Source organism: Streptomyces sp. NBC_00829, assembly GCF_045161795.1.
In the GTDB taxonomy this organism is placed as follows: Bacteria; Actinomycetota; Actinomycetes; order Streptomycetales; family Streptomycetaceae; genus Streptomyces.
This window is the reverse complement of sequence record NZ_CP108867.1, coordinates 1,132,170-1,150,512: the sequence shown is the minus strand read 5'-3', so window position 1 is coordinate 1,150,512 and position 18,343 is coordinate 1,132,170. Positions and strand designations below refer to the sequence as shown.

Sequence of the window (18,343 nt, the reverse complement as noted above, 5' to 3'; positions counted from 1 at the left end):
TCCGTGCGTTGCTCGTCAGCCGCCGAGACCTGCCTGCCGGTGCGCCTCGGCCGCGGCGCGCACCAGGGCCAACTGCCCCTGGCGCGTAGGCGCGTAGGGCGAGATGCCCAGCGTGGTCACTCCCGCCGACGCGAAGTCGGACATCCGCCGGGCGATCCGCTCCGGCGGACCCAGCAGCGAAGTGCTGTCGATGAACTCGACGGGCACGGCCGCCGCCGCGCCGCGCGCGTCCCCCGCCCGGAAGCGGTCCTGGACCTCGTCGGCGGCCTTCTCGTGGCCCATCCGCACGGCCAGGCGGTAGTAGAAGTTGCTGTCCTTGTCGCCGAGGCTCATGAAGCGGGCGACATAGTGGCTGATGGCCTCGGCCGCCGAGCGTACGTCCGAGCCGACGGCCATGGGAGCCGATACGAAGGCGTCGAAACCGTCCAGCTCGCGTCCCGCCCGCTGCCGTCCCGTACGCAGCTCGGCCAGCGCCTCCCTGGCGAGTTCGGGGGAGCAGAACACTCCCACCCAGCCGTCGGCGATCTCACCCGTCAGCTGGAGGCTGCGCGGTCCCACCGCCGCCAGATACACCGGCAGCCGAGGATGCGCGGGCTCGGTGGTGAGCCGGAACGCGCCACCCTCGCCGCCGGGCATCGGAAGCGCGAAGTGCTTGCCGGCGTAGACGACTTCCTCGCGTGCCAGCGTGCGCCGCACCACATCCACGTACTCCCTCGTACGTGCGAGCGGCTTGGTGAACGGCGTACCGTGCCAGCCCTCCGTCACATGGGAGTTGGAGATCCCGAGCCCGAGCCGGAACCGGCCGCCGGACAGACCGTCCAGGGTGGCCGCGGTCAGCGCCATGCTCACCGGGGTACGCGCCGGGATCTGGATGACCGTGGAGAGCAGGCCGATCCGGCTGGTGCGCGCGGCCACCCAGCCGAGCACGGAGACGGCGTCCGAGCGGAACCCCTCGGGCGCCGCGGCGACGTCGTAGCCGAGGCGCTCGGCCTCCTGCGCCGTCTCCGCGCAGCCCTGGGGAACGAGATTGATCCCGAGTCGCATCGCGCGTCACTCGTCCTTGTGGGCGATGACGAGCGCGTCGGTGTTGCTGAGCACCTTGGACTCGGTGCGCGAGAAGCCCGCCTTGCGCATCCATCCGGCACAGTCGTCGGCGCTGTACTCCGAGCCGGTGTGGGTGACCAGCAGCATGTCCAGGCTGATCAGCAGATTGACCAGATCGGTCGGCTGCTCGGCGACCATGCGGTCGTACACCAGCAGCGCACCGCCGGGCCGAACGGCCTGGTAGGCCTTGGCGATCAGGCCCTGGCGCTCCTCGGCGTTCCAGTTGTGCAGGACGTGCCCCATGATCAGCACATCGCCCTCGGGGAGCTGGTCGACGAAGAAGTTGCCGCCCACGAAGGAGATGCGCTCCCGGGTGCCCAGCTTCTCCATGTGCTCGTCGAAGGCCCAGCCCATGTGCGGCAGGTCGAAGACGGTCGCCTTCGGTTTCGGGTGCGTCTGAAGGAGCAGCGCGGACAGATTGCCGCGGGCGCCGCCGACGTCGACGAAGGTCTCGTACGCCGAGAAGTCGAACGCGGCGGCGAGCCTGGGAGCGACCAGGCTGTTGAGCGAGTCCATCATGCCCAGGAACTGGCGCAGATGGTCGGGGTCGTCGCCCATCTGCCCGACGATGTCCCCCTCCTTGCCCTTGACCTGCGGCTCGCCGGTGCGCAGCGCCTCGGTGAGGTTCGTCCACGCCGGGTAGAGCATCGAGTTGGCGCGCTCCAGGAATCCGCCCGCGTAGCTGCGCTTGTTGCGGTCGAGGAACCGGTCGGCGGCCGGGCTGTTGCGGTAGCTGCCGTCCCGCAACTCGACCAGGCCGAGGGTGACGAGCGCGGCGAGGAAGTCGTCCGACCCGCGCGGGTGCAGGCCCGCCGACGAGACCAGCTCGTCCTTGGTGACGGGTCCGGCGCCGAGGGTGGAGAAGAGGTCCAGCTCCAGCGCGCTCAGCAGGATCTTGGCCGTGCAGAAGGCGGTGCCGAGCCGGATGAGCGCCTCCGGGCTGGACGTGTCCGTGAGGGAAGCGTGAGTCGTCACAGACGAACTCCTTTCTCGGTTACCGGACGGGCGGGGTCGTGGCGTGCCCGGGCCATGTTTTGGCACGGGCCTCGAAGTCCTCTTGAGCGGGGATCGGCCCTACCCCCCGACCGGGCCGGAGCGGCCCTCGATCGGGCGTTGAGCGGCGGCGGAGACCGTGACGTCCGCATCCCCGTGCTCAGGGACCCCGCTCTTGGAGGCAGACATCATGGCCGACACCCCACCGTTCCGCGTGATCCTGCGGATGGAGATCCTCCCGGGCGTGCAGGAGGAGTTCGAGAAGGTCTGGTGGGAGGTGGCCTCCGTCATCGCCAGGCAGCCCGCGAACCGCGGGCAGACGCTGGTGCGTTCGGTCGACGAGGAGCGTGTCTACTTCGTCATCACCGACTGGCTGGACGAGTCCTCGTTCCGCGCCTTCGAAACCAGCGAGGCCCATGTCGAGCACCGGCGCAGGCTGAAGCCCTACCGGAGCGGGGGCGGCATGACCTTGACCCAGACCGTGTACGACCTGCCGCCCACGCCGGCGGTGCCTCCCGTCCCCGGCGTTCCCGCCCGGCGCACGGCTCCGCCCGGCGACCCGGTGGCGTTCATCGGCCTCGGCAACATGGGCGCGGGCATGGCACACCGGCTGATCGACGCCGGCCGGTCCCTGACGGTCTTCAACCGCACCGTCGCCAAGACGCGTCCGCTGGCGGACGCGGGCGCCACGGTGGCCGCGAGCGCCGGGGACGCCGCGGCGGGACACTCCGTCGTCGTGCTGAGCCTGAGCGACGAACCGGCCGTCGAGGACGTGCTCTTCGGACAGATCGTGCCCCGGCTCGCTCCCGGTGCGGTCGTCGTCGACACCTCCACCGTGTCCCCGGCCTATGCGAAGCAGGCCGCCGCCAGGCTGTCGGCCGCCGGGCTGCGCCGCGTCGAGGCCTGTGTCGTCGGCAACCCCTTCCAGGCACGGGAGGGCAAGCTGCGCGTCTACACCAGTGGCGAGCAGGGCGACATCGACGCGGTCCGCCCCCTGCTCGACACCATCGGCAGCGAGGTCGTCCACCTCGGCGAGCCGGGCACGGCCGCCACCATCAAACTCATCTTCAATCTGCTGCTCGGCGCCCAGGTCGCCTCGCTCGCCGAGTCGGTCGCGTACGGCGTGGAGGCGGGACTCGACCGGGACGGTCTGCTCGGCGCCGTCGCGGGCAGTGGATTCAGCTCCGTCGTGATGAGGTTCCGCGCGGAACTGATGCGCAAGGCCGCCTACGAACCGGCCTTCTTCCGCTCCACGCTGATGGAGAAGGATCTGCGGCTCGCCATCGAGGACGCGGCCCTCGCCGGTGTCGCCCTCCCCGTGCTCGACACGGTGCGCGAGCGCTTCGCCGCGGCCAACGCCGCGGGCGACGGTGACAAGGACGCCTCCGTCCTCATCGAGCACACCGCAGCCCGCAAAGGGACGACGGGGGGCCGGCCGTGACCGACGACGACGCACGCCACCTGAGGCTGCGGGATCTTGCCGAGGTCGCGGAGGCGTCCGGCGAACTCGTCGGAGAGCTTCCGCTCGACGACGACGACCGGATGCTCGACCTCGTCTTCGTCTGGTTCCGCGCCTGCTTCCGGCCGGAGCGTACCCGTGGCCGGGGCGGCATCTTCCACTACGAGGTCAACACCCCCTCGGGAGTGCGCCACCGCTATGTCACCGTCGCCGACGGCCGGTGCGCCTCCGCCCGCGACGCCGCCACCCCGAACGCGACGATCGGGGTGGACATGCAGGACCTGCTCTCCCTGGCCACGGGGGAGCTGAAGGGCACGGACGCCTTCATCGGCGGACGTCTGAAGATCTCCGGCGATGTCTTCTTCGCCATGAACTGGATCGAGTGGTTCGGATCCCGCAGCGCGCCGCCGGCCGGCGACTAACGGGCGGATCACGCCTCCACGATCGGGAGGGTGCCGTCCGCCGCGGACCAGAAGGAGCGGTGGGTCAGCTTGGGATGGAGCCGGTCCCAGGAGCGGGCGATGCCCAGGTAGGCGGAGATGCCGTATCCACCGGGCGTGGGGTCGACTGCCTGGGAGCGGCCCGGCTGGCTCCCGACCTGCGTCGCTGGTGCTCGTGATGGGACGCCCAGCGCCAAGACGATGACCTCGGTGAGCTGCTCGTCGAACCGGCTCCTACGAGCGTCAGCGAGAGGAGGCGGGGGCTTCTCCGCGGGCAACGTCCTCCCCGGCTCGAAGCCCGGCGTTCCAGTACCGCCGGCTTGATGTCGTTGCTGCCTCGTCGAAGCCTGCGTCGCGCGTGGCGCGGCTCCTCTCCACTTCCTTGGCGACCAGAGAGCTACCTGAATTGGCGCCCTGGTTGTCACCACCGTATGGGAGTCGGACAGCAACGCGTCGCCGAGATCGGCAGATCGCCTACTCCACCGCCTCTGCACAGGGGTCTTGCCGGGTCATCCGGTGGCACGGGAGGCGCGCGTCCGGACGGCGGCGACGTAGCGGTTGGTGAACACCATCGGGATCACGAAGCCGGCGACCTGGACCAGGGTGGCACCCGCCGAGTGGCCCTGGCCGGCACGAGCGAGGAGGGAGAGGACAACGGCGGCGACCGCGAACGCGAGCGTCCAGACCGAGGTGATGACGGTGTTGGTGCGGATGAACACCGGCTGCCCCCAAACCGCCGAGGGCGTGGACTGCTTAGCGATGCCGAGGGTGAACGGCCTGCGAACTACCAGGGAGACCGCTGCGATCAGGGCCAGCACACCGGAGGACAGGGCGGCAGAGTAGGAGTGCAGGACCGAATCCGGCGCGCTGAAGGCCACCACGGCCAGGGCGGCGAAGAAGACAGCCGAACCGAACTCGATGATCAGCGCGTCGGGGCGGTACCCGGCGGAGCGCTGCCTGACGATCACGGCGACCGCCACGGCCAGGCCGGCCAGCGCGGCCCACTGCCAGTGGGTGGACGGCAGGATCGCGTAGACGATCCACGGCAGGAAAGTGAGGACGTAGGCCATGGTGTTCTCCCCCTTGAAGCAACCAAACTGACATGTCGAAAGTAGAACGTCGAGAGATGACATGTCAATACTGGAATGTAGGATGGGCTGCATGAGCCTTCGACACGCGCTGCTGGGACTTCTGGCGGACCGCGACGCCAGCGGCTACGACCTTCTGAAACTGTTCGAGACGTCGCTGTCCAGTGCCTGGCCGGCGACGCAGAGCCAGATCTACACAGAGCTGACCAAACTGGCCGACGCCGGGCTGATCACCGTGACCGCCCAGGGCCCGCGCGGCCGCAAGGAGTACGCCCTGACCGACGCGGGCCTGGCGGAGCTACGGCACTGGCTCACCGAGACGACGCCGGCCCAGCACGCACGCAGCGACCTGCTGCTGAGGGTCTTCTTCCTCGGCGTGCTCACCCCCGAGCAGGGACGCACGTACCTGCAATGGCTGGCCGACGTGTCCGCACAGGGCTACGAACGGCTTCAGGCCATCGAGGAAACCGCCGACTGGGACGAGGGCGCCCTGTCCGTCCACGGGCGGATCGCCCTCGAGTACGGACTGCGCTTCAACACCATGCGCCGGGAGTGGGCCGAATGGGCCACCCGCCAGCTCTGAGGTCTGCCTCCTAGCATCGGCAGGGGGTGGCGGTGGCTCTGTGTCGTTGGTGCAGTCCGGTTCGCGTCACGGATCAGCTGGGCGTCTCCAGGCGCACTTCGACGTCCAGGCCGTCGGCTCCACGCACCGCTGGCTCCCTTCCCGGCATTGGGAACTCTCGGCGCTCGACGGATCCAGACGGCCGCCCCAAACCAACTGTGGACCCACGACGTCGCGATGACTGCCGGCAGCTACGACTCCAACGGATGGACGGCGAACTCACCCTCTACACCAACGTCAGCTCCGGCGCCTTCGGTCAGGAACACAAACTCCGGGGCGCCGACCCTGTCTGGAAGGACGCCACGCTGCTCACCAGCGGACAGTTCTCCGGCCATCACGAACCGAGGGTGGTGGAGTAGCTGCGGGACTTGGTGGAGAAGTGGCCCCGGAAGCCGAGCATGTGCGCCCACTTCCGGAGCTTGAGGTGGGCGAACTCCGGCAGCTTGCCCAGCTCCCAGCAGGTGCGGATCATCTGCCGGACGTGGCGGGCGACGGGGAGCCGGTTCAGCGGGCGGGCCTGTCCGGTGCCGTCGCAGGCGCTGCACGGGAGCGGCGTTCCGTGGGGCAGCGTGGTGGTGCCGCGTCCCTGGCAGGGGCGGCAGACTCACCATGAACACCTCCCTGGCCGCCGCGGTCGGCGTCGTCGAACTCACCCACGCGGCCAACGAGGTCAACCTCGCCGAGGCGCAGCCCATCCCGGTCTTCGTCGGCGCGGGCCTGGCCTATATGGCCGTCACCCTCACCATCGGCCTCGCGACCGGCTACATCGAGCGGAAAGTAGCGATCGTACGATGAGCTCCCGCGAACCCACCGTCCTCTTCGACGCGCCGGGCCCCCGGGCCCGGCGCAGGGAACGCCTCGCGAGCGCCGCGACCGCCCTGGTCGTCCTCGCACTGCTGGCCATCGCCGTCAACCGGTTCGCCGACCGCGGCCAGCTCGACGCCGACAAGTGGCAGCCGTTCACCACCTGGGCGGTCTGGCGCTTCCTCCTCAACGGCGCCTGGTACAGCCTGCTCGCCGCCGCGGGCGCCGCCGCCATCGCCGGACCGCTCGGACTGCTGCTCGCGGTCGGCCGGATGTCCGCGCACCGGACGGTGCGCTGGGTCTCGGGCACCTACATCGAGATCATGCGCACCGTCCCGGTCCTGCTGCTCATCTACCTCACCCTGTTCGCGCTGCCCAAGTACGGGATGAACCTCCCCCTGTACTGGAAACTCGTCGCGCCGCTGGCGCTGTCGATCGCCGCCTCCACCGCCGAGATCTTCCGCGCCGGACTGCTCTCGCTGGACCGCGGTCAGAAGGAGGCGGGGCTGTCTCTGGGCCTGACCTCCGGCCGCACGATGCTCGTTATCCTGCTCCCGCAGGCCCTGCGCCGGGTGGTGCCCTCCCTGGTCAGCCAGTCGGTCGGCCTGATCAAGGACACCTCACTGGGCTACATCGTCAGCTACTACGAACTGCTCTTCAGCGGGCAGGTCTACGCCACCTACAGCCACCTGCTCATCCAAACCTTCCTCGTCGTGGCCGCGATATACCTGGTCGTCAACGCCGCCCTGTCCAAGACCGCGCGGGTGCTGCAGAACCGCGGCGGACCGCGCCGCTCCCGCCCGGCCGTGCCCGGGACCGGCCCGGCGAGCCCGCCCCGGGACGAGACGAGGACGGTCGCCGACGCCGTGCCGGGAGGACGGTGATGAGGGACGATGCGCGGTTCGAGGTGTGCGTCGACTCCGCCGCGGGCGCCATGACCGCCCAGGACAGCGGAGCACACCGGGTGGAGTTGTGCTGCGCGCTGTCCGAGGGCGGTCTGACCCCTAGCCTCGGACTGCTGGAGACCACGCTGGCGGCGGCCCCGCGGATCGCGGTGAACGTTCTGATCCGCCCTTGCATGGGGACTTCGTCTACGACGCGCACGAGGTCCGGGCGATGCGGCGCGACATCGGGACGGCGGTGGAACTGGGCGCGCACGGCATCGTCCTCGGTGCCCTGACCCGCGACGGTGACATCGACACCGCGGTGTGCGGGGAGCTGATGGAAGCCGCGGCCGCAACTCCGGTCACCTTCCACCGGGCCTTCGACATGGTCCGCAAGCCCCTCGCCGCCCTGGAGACCCTGGCCGAGCTGGGGGCGGACCTGGTCCTGACCTCGGGGCTGGAATCCTCGGCTTTGGAAGGGGCGCCCCTGCTGGCGGAGCTCGTCCGGGCCGCCGGTTCCCGCATTCCGTGTCATGTCCGGCGCAGGCATCACCGCTCGCAACGCCGACCGGATCCTGCACCTGACGGGAGCCCGCGACCTGCACTTCAGCGCCCGCGCCAGCCAGGACGGTCCGGCCCGCCACCGCAACCACCGCCCGGCGATGGGAGCTTCACCGCGCTTCGACGAGTACGTCCGGCGCACCACCAGCCGGGCGCTGATCCACGAGGTCATCCGCGCCGTGCGCGGACCGGCCGCTGAGACGTGAGCGGGACCCGGCCCAGAAGCGCGGGCCGGTACGGGGCCGCGAATGTCCCCGTACCGGCGGAGGTGGCCCCACTGACAGCGGGGGCGCGTGCGCGAAGCCGCAGCAACCTCCCCTGGTACATGAGGGAGTTGCGCGTACCTGCCGAAGGAACGCTGCTTTCGCTCACACAGGCATGGTTCGGCACGGCCTCACACGATTGAGGGCGCCCTGCGTCGCGCGGTGGGCAGGGGCGACGAGTTCGGTTACGCCGTCTGGGGACAGCCGTAAATGGCTCCGGCCCCTTCGACGCCTGGGCGTCGAAGGGGCCGGAGTTGGTAGCGGGGGCAGGATTTGAACCATGCGATGGCTCAGTCGCCTCCATGCTGCCCGCCGTGTTCCGGCCACATCCCGGCGAGGACGTGGCTGCGCCGGAGGTGACGCGAGCCGCGGGCCGGCCGGGAACGACTGGGAGGGGTCCGGATGCGCGCCGTCGCCGAGATGCAGCCGGACATCGCCTGCCCGGCTTGGGTGACCGCGAGCGCGCACAGCCCTTTGGATTCCCGAGCCGCCTTCGAGCCCGCTTGCAGAGCACGCGCGCAGCCTGACCGCAGCGCGGCAGCACGTCACCACGACGCCACGTCAACGTGGCCACCACGCCCGGCAATTGGAGGACTCGTGTCCCTTCGTCTGTTCACCTCGGAATCAGTGACCGAGGGCCACCCGGACAAGATCGCCGACCAGATCAGCGACGCGGTGCTCGACGCGCTGCTGGCCCAGGACCCGAAGTCGCGGGTCGCCGTCGAGACGCTGATCACCACCGGCCAGGTCCACCTGGCCGGCGAGGTCACCACCAACGCGTACGCCGACATCCAGAGCCTGGTCCGCGAGACCGTTCTGAAGATCGGCTACGACTCGTCGGCGAAGGGCTTCGACGGTGCCTCCTGCGGTGTGTCGGTATCCATCGGCGCGCAGTCGCCGGATATCGCGCAGGGCGTCGACACCGCCTACGAGAAGCGCGTCGAGGGGGCCGCGAAGGGTGGGGAGGGCGACGCGCTCAGCGAGCAGGGCGCCGGCGACCAGGGTCTGATGTTCGGCTACGCCTGTGACGAGACGCCCGAGCTGATGCCGCTGCCCATCACGCTCGCCCACCGGCTCGCCAGGCGTCTCACCGAGGTCCGCAAGAACGGAACGGTCCCCTACCTGCGCCCCGACGGCAAGACCCAGGTCACCATCGAGTACGACGGCGACGAAGCCGTCCGGCTCGACACCGTGGTCGTCTCCTCGCAGCACGCGCCCGGCATCGACCTGGACTCGCTGCTCATCCCGGACATCCGCGACTGCGTCGTACGCCCGGTCCTCCAGGAGCTCGTCGAGGACGGCGTCCGGTTGCGCACCGAGGGCTACCGCCTGCTGGTCAACCCGACCGGACGTTTCGAGATCGGCGGCCCGGTCGGTGACGCCGGCCTCACCGGGCGCAAGATCATCATCGACACGTACGGCGGCATGGCCCGCCACGGCGGAGGCGCGTTCTCCGGCAAGGACCCGTCCAAGGTGGACCGCTCGGCCGCCTACGCCATGCGCTGGGTCGCCAAGAACGTCGTCGCCGCCGGCCTCGCCAAGCGCTGCGAGGTCCAGGTCGCGTACGCCATCGGCAAGGCGGAGCCGGTCGGCCTCTTCGTCGAGACCTTCGGCACGGAGACCGTGCCCGTGCCGCGGATCCAGACCGCCATCGACCATGTCTTCGACCTCCGCCCCGCCGCGATCATCCGCGACCTCGACCTGTTGCGCCCGATCTACGCGCAGACCGCGGCCTACGGCCACTTCGGCCGAGACCTCCCGGAGTTCACATGGGAGTCCACCGACCGCGCCGAGAAGCTGCGCCAGGCAGCCATCGCCAACTGGGCCAAGGAGCAGTGACCGTGCGTATAGCCGTGACTGGTTCGATCGCAACGGACCACCTGATGGTCTTTCCCGGCCGGTTCGCCGAGCAGCTGATCGAGGGCAGCCTCGACAAGGTCTCGCTCTCCTTCCTCGTCGAGGAGCTCGACATCCGGCGCGGCGGCGTCGCCGCCAACATCGCCTTCGGCCTCGGAAGGCTGGGCATCGGCCCCTATCTGGTCGGAGCGGTGGGCGCGGACTTCGCCGACTACCAGATCTGGCTCAAGGAGAACGGCGTCGACACCGACTCGGTGCACATCAGCACGTCGCTGCACACCGCGCGCTTCGTGTGCACGACGGACGCCGACAACAACCAGATCGGCTCCTTCTACCCCGGAGCGATGAGCGAGGCCCGCACGATAGGTCTCGCCCCGGTGCGTGAGCGGGCCGGGGGACTGGATCTGGTGGTCGTCTCGCCCAACGATCCCGTGGCCATGGTCCGCCACACCCGCGAATGCACAGCCCTCGGGCTGCCGTTCGCGGCCGACCCCTCGCAACAGCTCGCCTTCATGGGAAGCGACGACGTACGGGAGCTGCTCGCCCACCCGGCCTATCTGTTCACCAATGAGTACGAGAGTGTGCTCATCCAGGAGAAGACCGGCTGGACCGAGCAGCAGATCCTCGGCCGGGTCGGCACCTGGGTCACCACCCGGGGCGCGGACGGCGTCCAGATCGCCCGCGCCGGGCTGCTCCCTCTCGACGTGGCCGCGCTGCCGCCGAACGGGACGGTGGAGCCGACCGGCGCCGGCGACGCCTTCCGGGCCGGTTTCCTCGCGGCGACCGCCTGGGGCCTGGACCTGGAGAACGCGGCCCATCTGGGCTGCGCGCTGGCCACGACCGTACTGGAGACGAAGGGCCCGCAGCCCCCGGAGCTGGACGCCGGGGCGCTGCTGGGGCGCATCCGCGGCACATACGGCGACGCGGCAGCAGCCGGCCTCGCCCCCTACCTGGCGGCACTGGGATGAGCCGGACCCGAATCGACGCTCTCCGTGAGGCGCTGGCCACGCGGGTGGTGGTGGCTGATGGTGCGATGGGCACGATGTTGCAGGCTCAGGATCCGACGCTTGAGGATTTTGAGAATCTTGAGGGCTGTAACGAGATCTTGAATGTGACGCGGCCGGATATTGTGCGTTCGGTTCATTCGGCCTATTTCGAGGTCGGTGTGGACTGTGTGGAGACGAACACGTTCGGTACGAACTTTGCGGCGTTGGCGGAGTACGACATTCCCGAGCGGGTGTTCGAGTTGTCGGAGGCGGGGGCGCGGATCGCGCGGGAGGTGGCGGACGAGTTCTCGGTGTCGACGGGGCGGCAGCGGTGGGTGCTGGGGTCGATGGGTCCTGGTACGAAGCTGCCGACGCTGGGGCACGCGCCGTATGTCACGTTGCGGGATGCGTATCAGCAGAACGCGGAGGGCATGATCGCGGGTGGTGCGGATGCTCTGCTGGTGGAGACGACGCAGGATCTGTTGCAGACGAAGGCGGCTGTTCTGGGTGCTCGTCGTGCGATGGAGGCCGTGGGTGTGTGTCTGCCGGTGATCTGTTCGGTGACGGTGGAGACGACGGGGACGATGCTGCTGGGTTCGGAGATCGGTGCGGCTTTGACTGCGTTGGAGCCGTTGGGTATCGACATGATCGGTCTCAACTGTGCGACGGGTCCGGCTGAGATGAGTGAGCATCTGCGGTATCTGGCCCGTCATGCGCGTGTTCCGTTGTCGTGTATGCCTAATGCGGGTCTGCCGGTGCTGGGCCGTGATGGTGCGCATTACCCGTTGTCGGCGGGTGAGCTTGCTGATGCGCAGGAGACGTTTGTGCGTGAGTACGGGCTGTCGTTGGTGGGTGGGTGTTGTGGTACGACGCCGGAGCATCTGCGGCAGGTGGTGGAGCGGGTGGGTGGTGTGGTTCCTGGTGGGCGGGAGCCGCGTCCGGAGCCGGGTGCGGCTTCGCTGTATCAGACGGTGCCGTTCCGGCAGGACACCTCGTTTATGGCCATTGGTGAGCGGACGAACGCGAACGGGTCGAAGAAGTTCCGGGAGGCGATGCTGGAGGGCCGCTGGGACGACTGTGTGGAGCTGGCGCGGGAGCAGATCCGTGAGGGTGCGCACATGCTCGACCTGTGTGTGGATTATGTGGGCCGGGACGGTGTGGCGGATATGGAGGAGTTGGCGGGCCGTTTCGCGACTGCGTCGACGCTGCCGATTGTTCTGGACTCGACCGAGGTGGAGGTTCTGCGGGCGGGTCTGGAGAAGCTCGGTGGCCGTGCGGTCGTCAATTCGGTGAATTATGAGGACGGGGACGGGCCGCAGTCGCGGTTTGCGAGGGTGGCTGGGCTGGCGGTTGAGCATGGTGCGGCGTTGATCGCGTTGACGATCGATGAGGAGGGGCAGGCCCGGACGGTTGAGAGCAAGGTGGCTGTCGCGGAGCGGATCATCGGTGATCTGACGGGCCGGTGGGGTGTGCTGGAGTCCGACATCCTGATCGACACGCTGACGTTCACGATCTGCACGGGTCAGGAGGAGTCCCGTGGGGATGGTGTGGCCACGATCGGGGCGATTCGTGAGCTGAAGCGGCGGCATCCGGCGGTGCAGACGACGCTGGGTCTGTCGAACATCTCCTTCGGTCTTAATCCGGCGGCGCGGGTGGTCCTGAACTCGGTGTTCCTGGATGAGTGTGTGAAGGCGGGGTTGGACTCGGCGATCGTGCATGCGTCGAAGATCGTGCCGATTGCGCGGCTGGAGGAGGAGCAGGTCAGGGTCGCTCTGGATCTGATCTATGACCGGCGCGCGGAGGGTTATGACCCGTTGCAGAGGCTCATGGAGCTTTTCGAGGGTGTCAATATGCAGTCGATGAAGGCGGGCAAGGCCGAGGAGCTTCTTGCTCTGCCGCTGGATGAGCGTCTCAAGCGGCGGATCATCGACGGTGAGAAGAACGGCCTTGACCAGGATCTGGAGGAGGCTCTGCGGGTCCGGCCCGCGCTGGAGATTGTCAACGAGACGCTGCTCGACGGTATGAAGGTCGTCGGTGAGCTGTTCGGGTCGGGGCAGATGCAGTTGCCGTTTGTGCTGCAGTCGGCCGAGGTGATGAAGAACGCGGTGGCTTTCCTGGAGCCGTATATGGAGAAGTCGGACGCGGAGGGCAAGGGCACGATCGTGCTGGCCACGGTCCGGGGTGATGTGCACGATATCGGCAAGAACCTGGTCGACATCATCTTGTCCAACAACGGTTACAACGTGGTGAATCTGGGGATCAAGCAGCCGGTTTCGGCGATCTTGGAGGCGGCGCAGGAGCACCGGGCCGATGTGATCGGTATGTCGGGGCTGCTGGTGAAGTCCACTGTGATCATGAAGGAGAACCTTCAGGAGCTGAACCAGCGCAAGATGGCCGCGGACTATCCGGTCATCCTCGGCGGGGCGGCGCTGACCCGGGCCTATGTGGAACAGGATCTCCACGAGATCTACGAGGGCGAAGTCCGCTACGCCCGGGATGCGTTCGAGGGACTGCGTCTGATGGATGCTCTGATCGCGGTCAAGCGGGGGGTTCCGGGTGCTGTGCTGCCCGAGCTTCGGCAGCGGCGGGTCCGTGCGGCTGCGGGCACGGTGGTCGAGGAGCGTCCTGAGGAGGGCGCGGTGCGGTCGGATGTGGTGGTCGACAACCGGGTGCCCCGGCCGCCGTTCTGGGGTACCCGGGTGATCAAGGGGATTCAGCTGAAGGAGTATGCGTCCTGGCTGGATGAGGGTGCGCTGTTCAAGGGGCAGTGGGGGCTGAAGCAGGCCAGGGCCGGTGACGGTCCGTCCTATGAGGAGCTGGTGGAGTCGGAGGGCCGGCCGCGGCTGCGGGGCTGGCTGGACCAGCTGCACACCCGTGGTCTGCTGGAGGCGGCCGTGGTCTACGGCTACTTCCCGTGTGTGTCCAAGGGCGACGACCTGATCCTGCTCAACGAGGACGGCTCCGAACGCACCCGTTTCTCCTTCCCCCGCCAACGCCGTGGCCGCCGCCTCTGCCTCGCCGACTTCTTCCGCCTCGAGGAGTCCGGCGAGCGGGACGTCGTCGGGCTCCAGGTGGTGACCGTCGGCTCGAAGATCGGCGAAGCCACGGCGGAACTCTTCGAGTCGGACTCGTACCGCGACTATCTCGAACTGCACGGTCTGTCGGTGCAGTTGGCGGAGGCGCTGGCGGAGTACTGGCACGCCCGGGTCCGTGCCGAGCTCGGCTTCGCGGGCGAGGACCCGGCCGACGTCGAGGACATGTTCGCCCTGAAGTACCGGGGCGCACGGTTCTCGCTCGGCTACGGCGCCTGCCCCGACCTGGAGGACCGCGCGAAGATCGCCACCCTCCTGGAACCCGAGCGGATCGGCGTCCAGCTCTCCGAGGAGTTCCAGCTCCACCCCGAACAGTCCACCGACGCCATCGTCATCCACCACCCCGAAGCGAAGTACTTCAACACGGGAGGTGCGCGCTCGTGAGGACCTTGCGGGACGTTCTCGCGGCCGGGGAACGGACCTACTCCTTCGAGTTCTTCCCGCCCAGGACCGACGCCGGCGAAGAGCGCCTGTGGGACGCCATCCGCCGTATCGAGGCGCTGTCGCCGGTCTTCGTCTCGGTGACGTACGGCGCGGGGGGATCCTCCCGCGACCGTACCGTCGCCGTGACGAAGAGGATCGCCGCACAGACCACCCTGCGCCCGGTCGCCCATCTGACCGCCGTAGGGCACTCGGTGGCCGAACTGCGCCACATCATCGGGCAGTACGCGGACGCCGGTATCCGGGACGTCCTCGCCCTGCGCGGAGATCCGCCCGGCGACCCGAAGGGCCCGTGGGTGGCTCATCCCCAGGGACTGACCTACGCGATCGAGCTCGTCGAACTCGTCCGGGAGCTGGGGGACTTCAGCGTCGGAGTCGCCGCCTTCCCCGAGCGCCACCCCCGCTCCCCGGACTGGGACAGCGACATCAGGTACTTCGCGGCCAAGTGCCGAGCGGGCGCCGACTACGCGATCACCCAGATGTTCTTCGACGTGGAGTACTACCTGCGGCTGCGCGACCTGGCCGCGGCGGCCGGATGCGACACGCCGATCATCCCCGAGATCATGCCGGCCACCGACTACCGGCAGATCAGCCGCTTCGCGGAACTCAGCGACGCGGCCTTCCCGGACGACCTCGCCCGGCGGCTGCATGCCGCCCGCGACAGGCCGGAGGAAGCTCATCGGATCGGTGTCGACCATGCGATCGCGATGGCGGAGCGGCTGCTCGACGAAGGCGCTCCTGGACTGCACTACATCACCCTGAACCGATCGCCTGCGACGGTGGAGATACACCGGGGCGTCACCAAGACGAGGAGTACTCATGCCCTCTCAGTCCACCACTGACTTCAAGGTGGCCGACCTTTCCCTCGCGGATTTCGGTCGCAAGGAGATCACTCTCGCCGAGCATGAGATGCCCGGTCTGATGTCGATCCGCAGGGAGTACGCCGCCGCGCAGCCGCTGGCGGGTGCGCGGATCACCGGTTCGCTGCACATGACGGTGCAGACCGCCGTGCTGATCGAGACCCTGGTCGCGCTCGGCGCCGAGGTCCGCTGGGTCTCCTGCAACATCTTCTCCACCCAGGACCACGCCGCTGCCGCCGTCGCGGTCGGCCCCGAAGGCACGCCGGACGACCCCCAGGGCATCCCGGTCTTCGCCTGGAAGGGCGAGACGCTGGAGGAGTACTGGTGGTGCACGGAGCAGGCGCTGATCTGGCCGGGCCACGCCGGACCCAACATGATCCTGGACGATGGCGGTGACGCCACCCTTCTCGTCCACAAGGGCGTCGAGTTCGAGAAGGCCGGCTCCGTTCCCGACCCGTCCACGGCCGACAACGAGGAGTACCGAGTGGTGCTGGGGCTGCTGAACCGCTCCGCCATCGCCTGGTCCCCGCTGGCCGCGGAGATCCGTGGTGTCACGGAGGAGACGACGACGGGTGTGCACCGTCTGTACGAGATGCACCGTGACGGCACCCTCCTTTTCCCGGCGATCAACGTGAATGACGCAGTCACCAAGTCGAAGTTCGACAACAAGTACGGCTGCCGTCATTCGCTGATCGACGGCATCAACCGGGCGACGGACACCCTGATCGGTGGCAAGACCGTGGTGGTGTGCGGTTACGGCGATGTGGGCAAGGGGTGCGCGGAGTCGCTGCGTGGCCAGGGCGCGCGGGTGATCATCACCGAGATCGACCCGATCTGCGCGCTGCAGGCGGCGATGGACGGCTACCAGGTCACCACCCTCGACGAGGTTGTCGACAAGGCCGACATCTTCGTCACGACCACCGGCAACAAGGACATCATCATGGCCGGTGACATGGCCAGGATGAAGCACCAGGCCATCGTCGGGAACATCGGCCACTTCGACAACGAGATCGACATGGCCGGTCTGGCGCAGCTGCCGGGCATCGTCAAGGACGAGGTCAAGCCGCAGGTGCACACCTGGACGTTCCCCGACGGCAAGGTGCTGATCGTGCTGTCGGAGGGCCGTCTGCTGAACCTGGGCAACGCGACCGGCCATCCCTCGTTCGTGATGTCGAACAGCTTCGCGGACCAGACGCTGGCCCAGATCGAGCTGTTCACCAAGCCCGAGGAGTACCCGACCGATGTGTACGTGCTGCCCAAGCACCTCGACGAGAAGGTCGCCCGGCTCCACCTCGACGCGCTCGGCGTGAAGCTGACGACCCTGCGCCCGGAGCAGGCCGCCTACATCGGCGTCGAGGTCGACGGCCCCTACAAGTCCGACCACTACCGCTACTGATCGGCTGCCGAGCCACCCTCGCCGGCTGAACCGAGACCAGGCCCTCGCTCATCCCCCGGGCGAGGGCCTGACCCCTGCCCGCTGTCCCCGATCCCCTGTGCCCCCTTGCCCTGCTCTCCCCGTATCCCCGTATCGTCCGGGCCCCCGTGCCGGCGTACCCCCGCGCGTCTCAGCGCATCGACGCGACGGCCCACTCGCCCGCGAGGGCCACCGCCACGCCCACGCCCAGTACCGCAGTGGCCACGCGGGTACGCCCCTGCCGGCTGAGGACCAGCGCGGTGCCGGAAAGGATCAGCGCGACGCCGTAGAAGCCCATGGTCAGCACCGAGTGCGTGCTGCCGAGACGCAGCACGAGGGCGACACCCACGGCGAGCATGATGGCCGCCGAGAGAGCTATCCGTATATGACGTGCCTGACGTGGTGTGAGCCCTTCGTGTTCCGGGCTCGAATCGGCTTCTGACATGCTCGGAAGCCTATCCGCCCGGTCGCCGCGAAGAGGGCCGGGCCTGAACTCCGGTCAAGTCAGGCGCCCCTCGCGCTGCCGACGCCGGCGGTCCACAGCGGAGCCGTTCCGGTGAGCTGGCAGGCCATCAGATAGAGGGGGATCGGCGGGGTGTACGGGCTGTCGTCGTCGGGCCACCGGATCAGCCGAGGGCTGATCGCCGGTACGTACGCCCCGCGGGCGTAGTGCGAGGGCAGCGGCCAGGTCAGCTCCAGGTCGGAGCCGGCCGGCACGATCCACCACCACCAGTGGGTGTCGGCGAAGACACAGCCGTTCCTCGGCAGCCTGCCGAGCAGCCGGGAGCCGTGGCGTGCGGGTACACCCACGGCGTCGCAGCCCAGATGCGCCGGAAGCCCGGGCGGCAGGGCGAGCAGCGTCATCGAGGGCTCGCCGTGGCGGCGACCTCCCCGGAAGAGCAGCTTCGCCAGGTCTTTCAGCACGGCCTCTCCGGCCCCGGCGGAAAGACGGAACCGAAGGGAACGGGCGCGTGCGGCAGCTCGGCCCAGACGATACGGCCGGGACCGTGCTGCGACTCGTACGCACCCCAGGCGCTGCTCACCGCCTCGACCAGAAGCAGTCCGCGCCCGCGCTCCTCCTCAAGGCCGTGGCACACATGCGGGGCTGCGGGCGAGGAGCCCTGGTCCTGCACGGTGATGCGCAGGCGCTCGGCGCCATTGAGCAGCTCACAGGCCACGAGGTGACTGTCGGTGTGCACGACCGCGTTGGTGACCAGTTCGGAGACGACCAGCATGGCCGTGTCGTGGACGTCTCCGCCTATGCCCCAGGAATGCAGCCGTCGGCGGGCGAGGCCCCTGGCTCTGGACACGAATTCGACGCGCGCCGGCAGCTCGAAGCCGTACCTGTGCTGGTCGGCTCCGGAGCGCGGGGCCAGGTGGGCGGCGGTGAGCGCGTCACGGTTCACCCGCCCACTCTCTCGTTGTAAAGGTCACCTTGGCAAGGCCCACTCTGAAGATTTCAGAGTGGGCATATT

Annotated in this window: 19 protein-coding genes and 2 pseudogenes; 13 read left to right on the top strand and 8 right to left on the bottom strand. The window is 68.8% G+C overall.

Translation table 11 applies throughout. The annotated features are described in order from the left end of the window. Positions 1–15: 15 nt before the first annotated feature. Entirely contained in the window at positions 16–1,044 is a 1,029-nt protein-coding gene (locus tag OG293_RS04895; protein ID WP_405997519.1) for an LLM class flavin-dependent oxidoreductase, read from the bottom strand. A 6-nt stretch (positions 1,045–1,050) separates the two neighbouring features. Further along, on the bottom strand, positions 1,051–2,079 hold the full coding sequence (locus OG293_RS04890; RefSeq protein ID WP_405997518.1) for a methyltransferase: 1,029 nt from the start codon (positions 2,077–2,079) through the stop codon (positions 1,051–1,053). Positions 2,080–2,287: 208 nt separating this feature from the next. On the opposite strand from OG293_RS04890, the gene OG293_RS04885 reads away from it, so the two are divergent. Together OG293_RS04885 and OG293_RS04880 are read left to right on the top strand one after the other, a co-directional pair. Continuing rightward, positions 2,288–3,538 (top strand): NAD(P)-binding domain-containing protein, encoded by a 1,251-nt coding sequence (locus OG293_RS04885; RefSeq protein WP_405997517.1) that lies wholly within the window; start codon positions 2,288–2,290, stop codon positions 3,536–3,538. Continuing rightward, on the top strand, positions 3,535–3,978 hold the full coding sequence (locus OG293_RS04880; RefSeq protein WP_405997516.1) for an SCP2 sterol-binding domain-containing protein: 444 nt from the start codon (positions 3,535–3,537) through the stop codon (positions 3,976–3,978). The genes OG293_RS04885 and OG293_RS04880 overlap by 4 nt, the downstream gene beginning before the upstream one ends. An 8-nt stretch (positions 3,979–3,986) precedes the next feature. On the opposite strand, the gene OG293_RS04875 is transcribed toward OG293_RS04880, so the two are convergent. Both OG293_RS04875 and OG293_RS04870 read right to left on the bottom strand, forming a co-directional pair. After that, entirely contained in the window at positions 3,987–4,274 is a 288-nt protein-coding gene (locus tag OG293_RS04875) for a hypothetical protein (protein ID WP_406003848.1), read from the bottom strand. A gap of 231 nt (positions 4,275–4,505) precedes the next feature. Next, positions 4,506–5,066, bottom strand: a complete 561-nt coding sequence (locus tag OG293_RS04870) for a hypothetical protein (RefSeq protein WP_405997515.1) — start codon at positions 5,064–5,066, stop codon at positions 4,506–4,508. Between the two features lie 91 nt (positions 5,067–5,157). Between OG293_RS04870 and OG293_RS04865 the strand changes: the two genes are divergently transcribed. Further along, entirely contained in the window at positions 5,158–5,667 is a 510-nt protein-coding gene (locus OG293_RS04865; protein ID WP_405997514.1) for a PadR family transcriptional regulator, read from the top strand. A 245-nt stretch (positions 5,668–5,912) separates the two neighbouring features. After that, positions 5,913–6,065, top strand: a complete 153-nt coding sequence (locus OG293_RS04860) for a hypothetical protein (protein ID WP_405997513.1) — start codon at positions 5,913–5,915, stop codon at positions 6,063–6,065. On the opposite strand, the pseudogene OG293_RS04855 reads toward OG293_RS04860, so the two are convergent. Then, positions 6,044–6,307: pseudogene (locus tag OG293_RS04855) on the bottom strand (replication initiator); the annotation flags it as partial. The gene OG293_RS04860 and the pseudogene OG293_RS04855 sit on opposite strands and share 22 nt — an antisense overlap. A gap of 8 nt (positions 6,308–6,315) precedes the next feature. Here OG293_RS04855 and OG293_RS04850 point away from each other — a divergent pair. The 9 genes and pseudogenes from OG293_RS04850 to ahcY all read left to right on the top strand — a co-directional run bounded on the left by OG293_RS04850 (position 6,316) and on the right by ahcY (position 16,850). Next, the gene (locus tag OG293_RS04850; RefSeq protein WP_405997512.1) at positions 6,316–6,501 is read left to right on the top strand and encodes a hypothetical protein; all 186 of its coding nucleotides are present in this window, start codon (positions 6,316–6,318) and stop codon (positions 6,499–6,501) included. Then, a complete protein-coding gene (locus OG293_RS04845; protein WP_405997511.1) occupies positions 6,498–7,394 on the top strand; it encodes an amino acid ABC transporter permease in 897 nt (298 codons plus the stop codon). The genes OG293_RS04850 and OG293_RS04845 overlap by 4 nt, the downstream gene beginning before the upstream one ends. Then, a pseudogene (locus OG293_RS04840) lies at positions 7,394–7,860 on the top strand (copper homeostasis protein CutC); the annotation flags it as partial. The gene OG293_RS04845 and the pseudogene OG293_RS04840, both read left to right, overlap by 1 nt. A 67-nt stretch (positions 7,861–7,927) precedes the next feature. Next, the gene (locus OG293_RS04835; protein ID WP_406003847.1) at positions 7,928–8,161 is read left to right on the top strand and encodes a hypothetical protein; all 234 of its coding nucleotides are present in this window, start codon (positions 7,928–7,930) and stop codon (positions 8,159–8,161) included. Between the two features lie 654 nt (positions 8,162–8,815). Beyond that, positions 8,816–10,057 (top strand): methionine adenosyltransferase, encoded by a 1,242-nt coding sequence (metK, locus tag OG293_RS04830; protein WP_405997510.1) that lies wholly within the window; start codon positions 8,816–8,818, stop codon positions 10,055–10,057. Between the two features lie 2 nt (positions 10,058–10,059). Further along, entirely contained in the window at positions 10,060–11,043 is a 984-nt protein-coding gene (locus OG293_RS04825) for a carbohydrate kinase family protein (protein ID WP_406003505.1), read from the top strand. After that, positions 11,040–14,537: a methionine synthase gene (gene metH, locus OG293_RS04820; RefSeq protein ID WP_405997509.1), complete on the top strand. Its 3,498-nt coding sequence runs from the start codon at positions 11,040–11,042 to the stop codon at positions 14,535–14,537. Before OG293_RS04825 ends, metH begins: the two co-directional genes overlap by 4 nt. Next, positions 14,534–15,436, top strand: a complete 903-nt coding sequence (metF, locus tag OG293_RS04815) for a methylenetetrahydrofolate reductase [NAD(P)H] (RefSeq protein WP_405997508.1) — start codon at positions 14,534–14,536, stop codon at positions 15,434–15,436. Before metH ends, metF begins: the two co-directional genes overlap by 4 nt. Then, on the top strand, positions 15,414–16,850 hold the full coding sequence (gene ahcY / locus OG293_RS04810) for an adenosylhomocysteinase (RefSeq protein ID WP_405997507.1): 1,437 nt from the start codon (positions 15,414–15,416) through the stop codon (positions 16,848–16,850). Before metF ends, ahcY begins: the two co-directional genes overlap by 23 nt. A gap of 169 nt (positions 16,851–17,019) precedes the next feature. Here the strand turns inward: ahcY and OG293_RS04805 are convergent, their stop codons facing one another. The 3 genes from OG293_RS04805 to OG293_RS04795 all read right to left on the bottom strand — a co-directional run bounded on the left by OG293_RS04805 (position 17,020) and on the right by OG293_RS04795 (position 18,274). Continuing rightward, positions 17,020–17,226: a hypothetical protein gene (locus OG293_RS04805; protein ID WP_406003504.1), complete on the bottom strand. Its 207-nt coding sequence runs from the start codon at positions 17,224–17,226 to the stop codon at positions 17,020–17,022. 146 nt (positions 17,227–17,372) lie between these two features. Then, complete coding sequence (locus tag OG293_RS04800) at positions 17,373–17,732, bottom strand: hypothetical protein (protein ID WP_406003503.1); 360 nt, start codon at positions 17,730–17,732, stop codon at positions 17,373–17,375. Positions 17,733–17,785: 53 nt separating this feature from the next. Next, entirely contained in the window at positions 17,786–18,274 is a 489-nt protein-coding gene (locus OG293_RS04795; RefSeq protein ID WP_405997506.1) for an ATP-binding protein, read from the bottom strand. Positions 18,275–18,343: the final 69 nt, after the last annotated feature.

Coding starts and splice junctions, on each gene's coding strand:
- OG293_RS04805 (WP_406003504.1), bottom strand. CDS start 17,226: ATGCTCGCCGTGGGTGTCGCCCTCGTGCTGCGTCTCGGCAGCACGCAC.
- OG293_RS04845 (WP_405997511.1), top strand. CDS start 6,498: ATGAGCTCCCGCGAACCCACCGTCCTCTTCGACGCGCCGGGCCCCCGG.
- OG293_RS04895 (WP_405997519.1), bottom strand. CDS start 1,044: ATGCGACTCGGGATCAATCTCGTTCCCCAGGGCTGCGCGGAGACGGCG.
- OG293_RS04865 (WP_405997514.1), top strand. CDS start 5,158: ATGAGCCTTCGACACGCGCTGCTGGGACTTCTGGCGGACCGCGACGCC.
- OG293_RS04850 (WP_405997512.1), top strand. CDS start 6,316: ATGAACACCTCCCTGGCCGCCGCGGTCGGCGTCGTCGAACTCACCCAC.
- OG293_RS04835 (WP_406003847.1), top strand. CDS start 7,928: ATGTCCGGCGCAGGCATCACCGCTCGCAACGCCGACCGGATCCTGCAC.
- metH (WP_405997509.1), top strand. CDS start 11,040: ATGAGCCGGACCCGAATCGACGCTCTCCGTGAGGCGCTGGCCACGCGG.
- OG293_RS04885 (WP_405997517.1), top strand. CDS start 2,288: ATGGCCGACACCCCACCGTTCCGCGTGATCCTGCGGATGGAGATCCTC.
- OG293_RS04860 (WP_405997513.1), top strand. CDS start 5,913: ATGGACGGCGAACTCACCCTCTACACCAACGTCAGCTCCGGCGCCTTC.
- OG293_RS04870 (WP_405997515.1), bottom strand. CDS start 5,066: ATGGCCTACGTCCTCACTTTCCTGCCGTGGATCGTCTACGCGATCCTG.
- ahcY (WP_405997507.1), top strand. CDS start 15,414: ATGCCCTCTCAGTCCACCACTGACTTCAAGGTGGCCGACCTTTCCCTC.
- OG293_RS04800 (WP_406003503.1), bottom strand. CDS start 17,732: ATGACGCTGCTCGCCCTGCCGCCCGGGCTTCCGGCGCATCTGGGCTGC.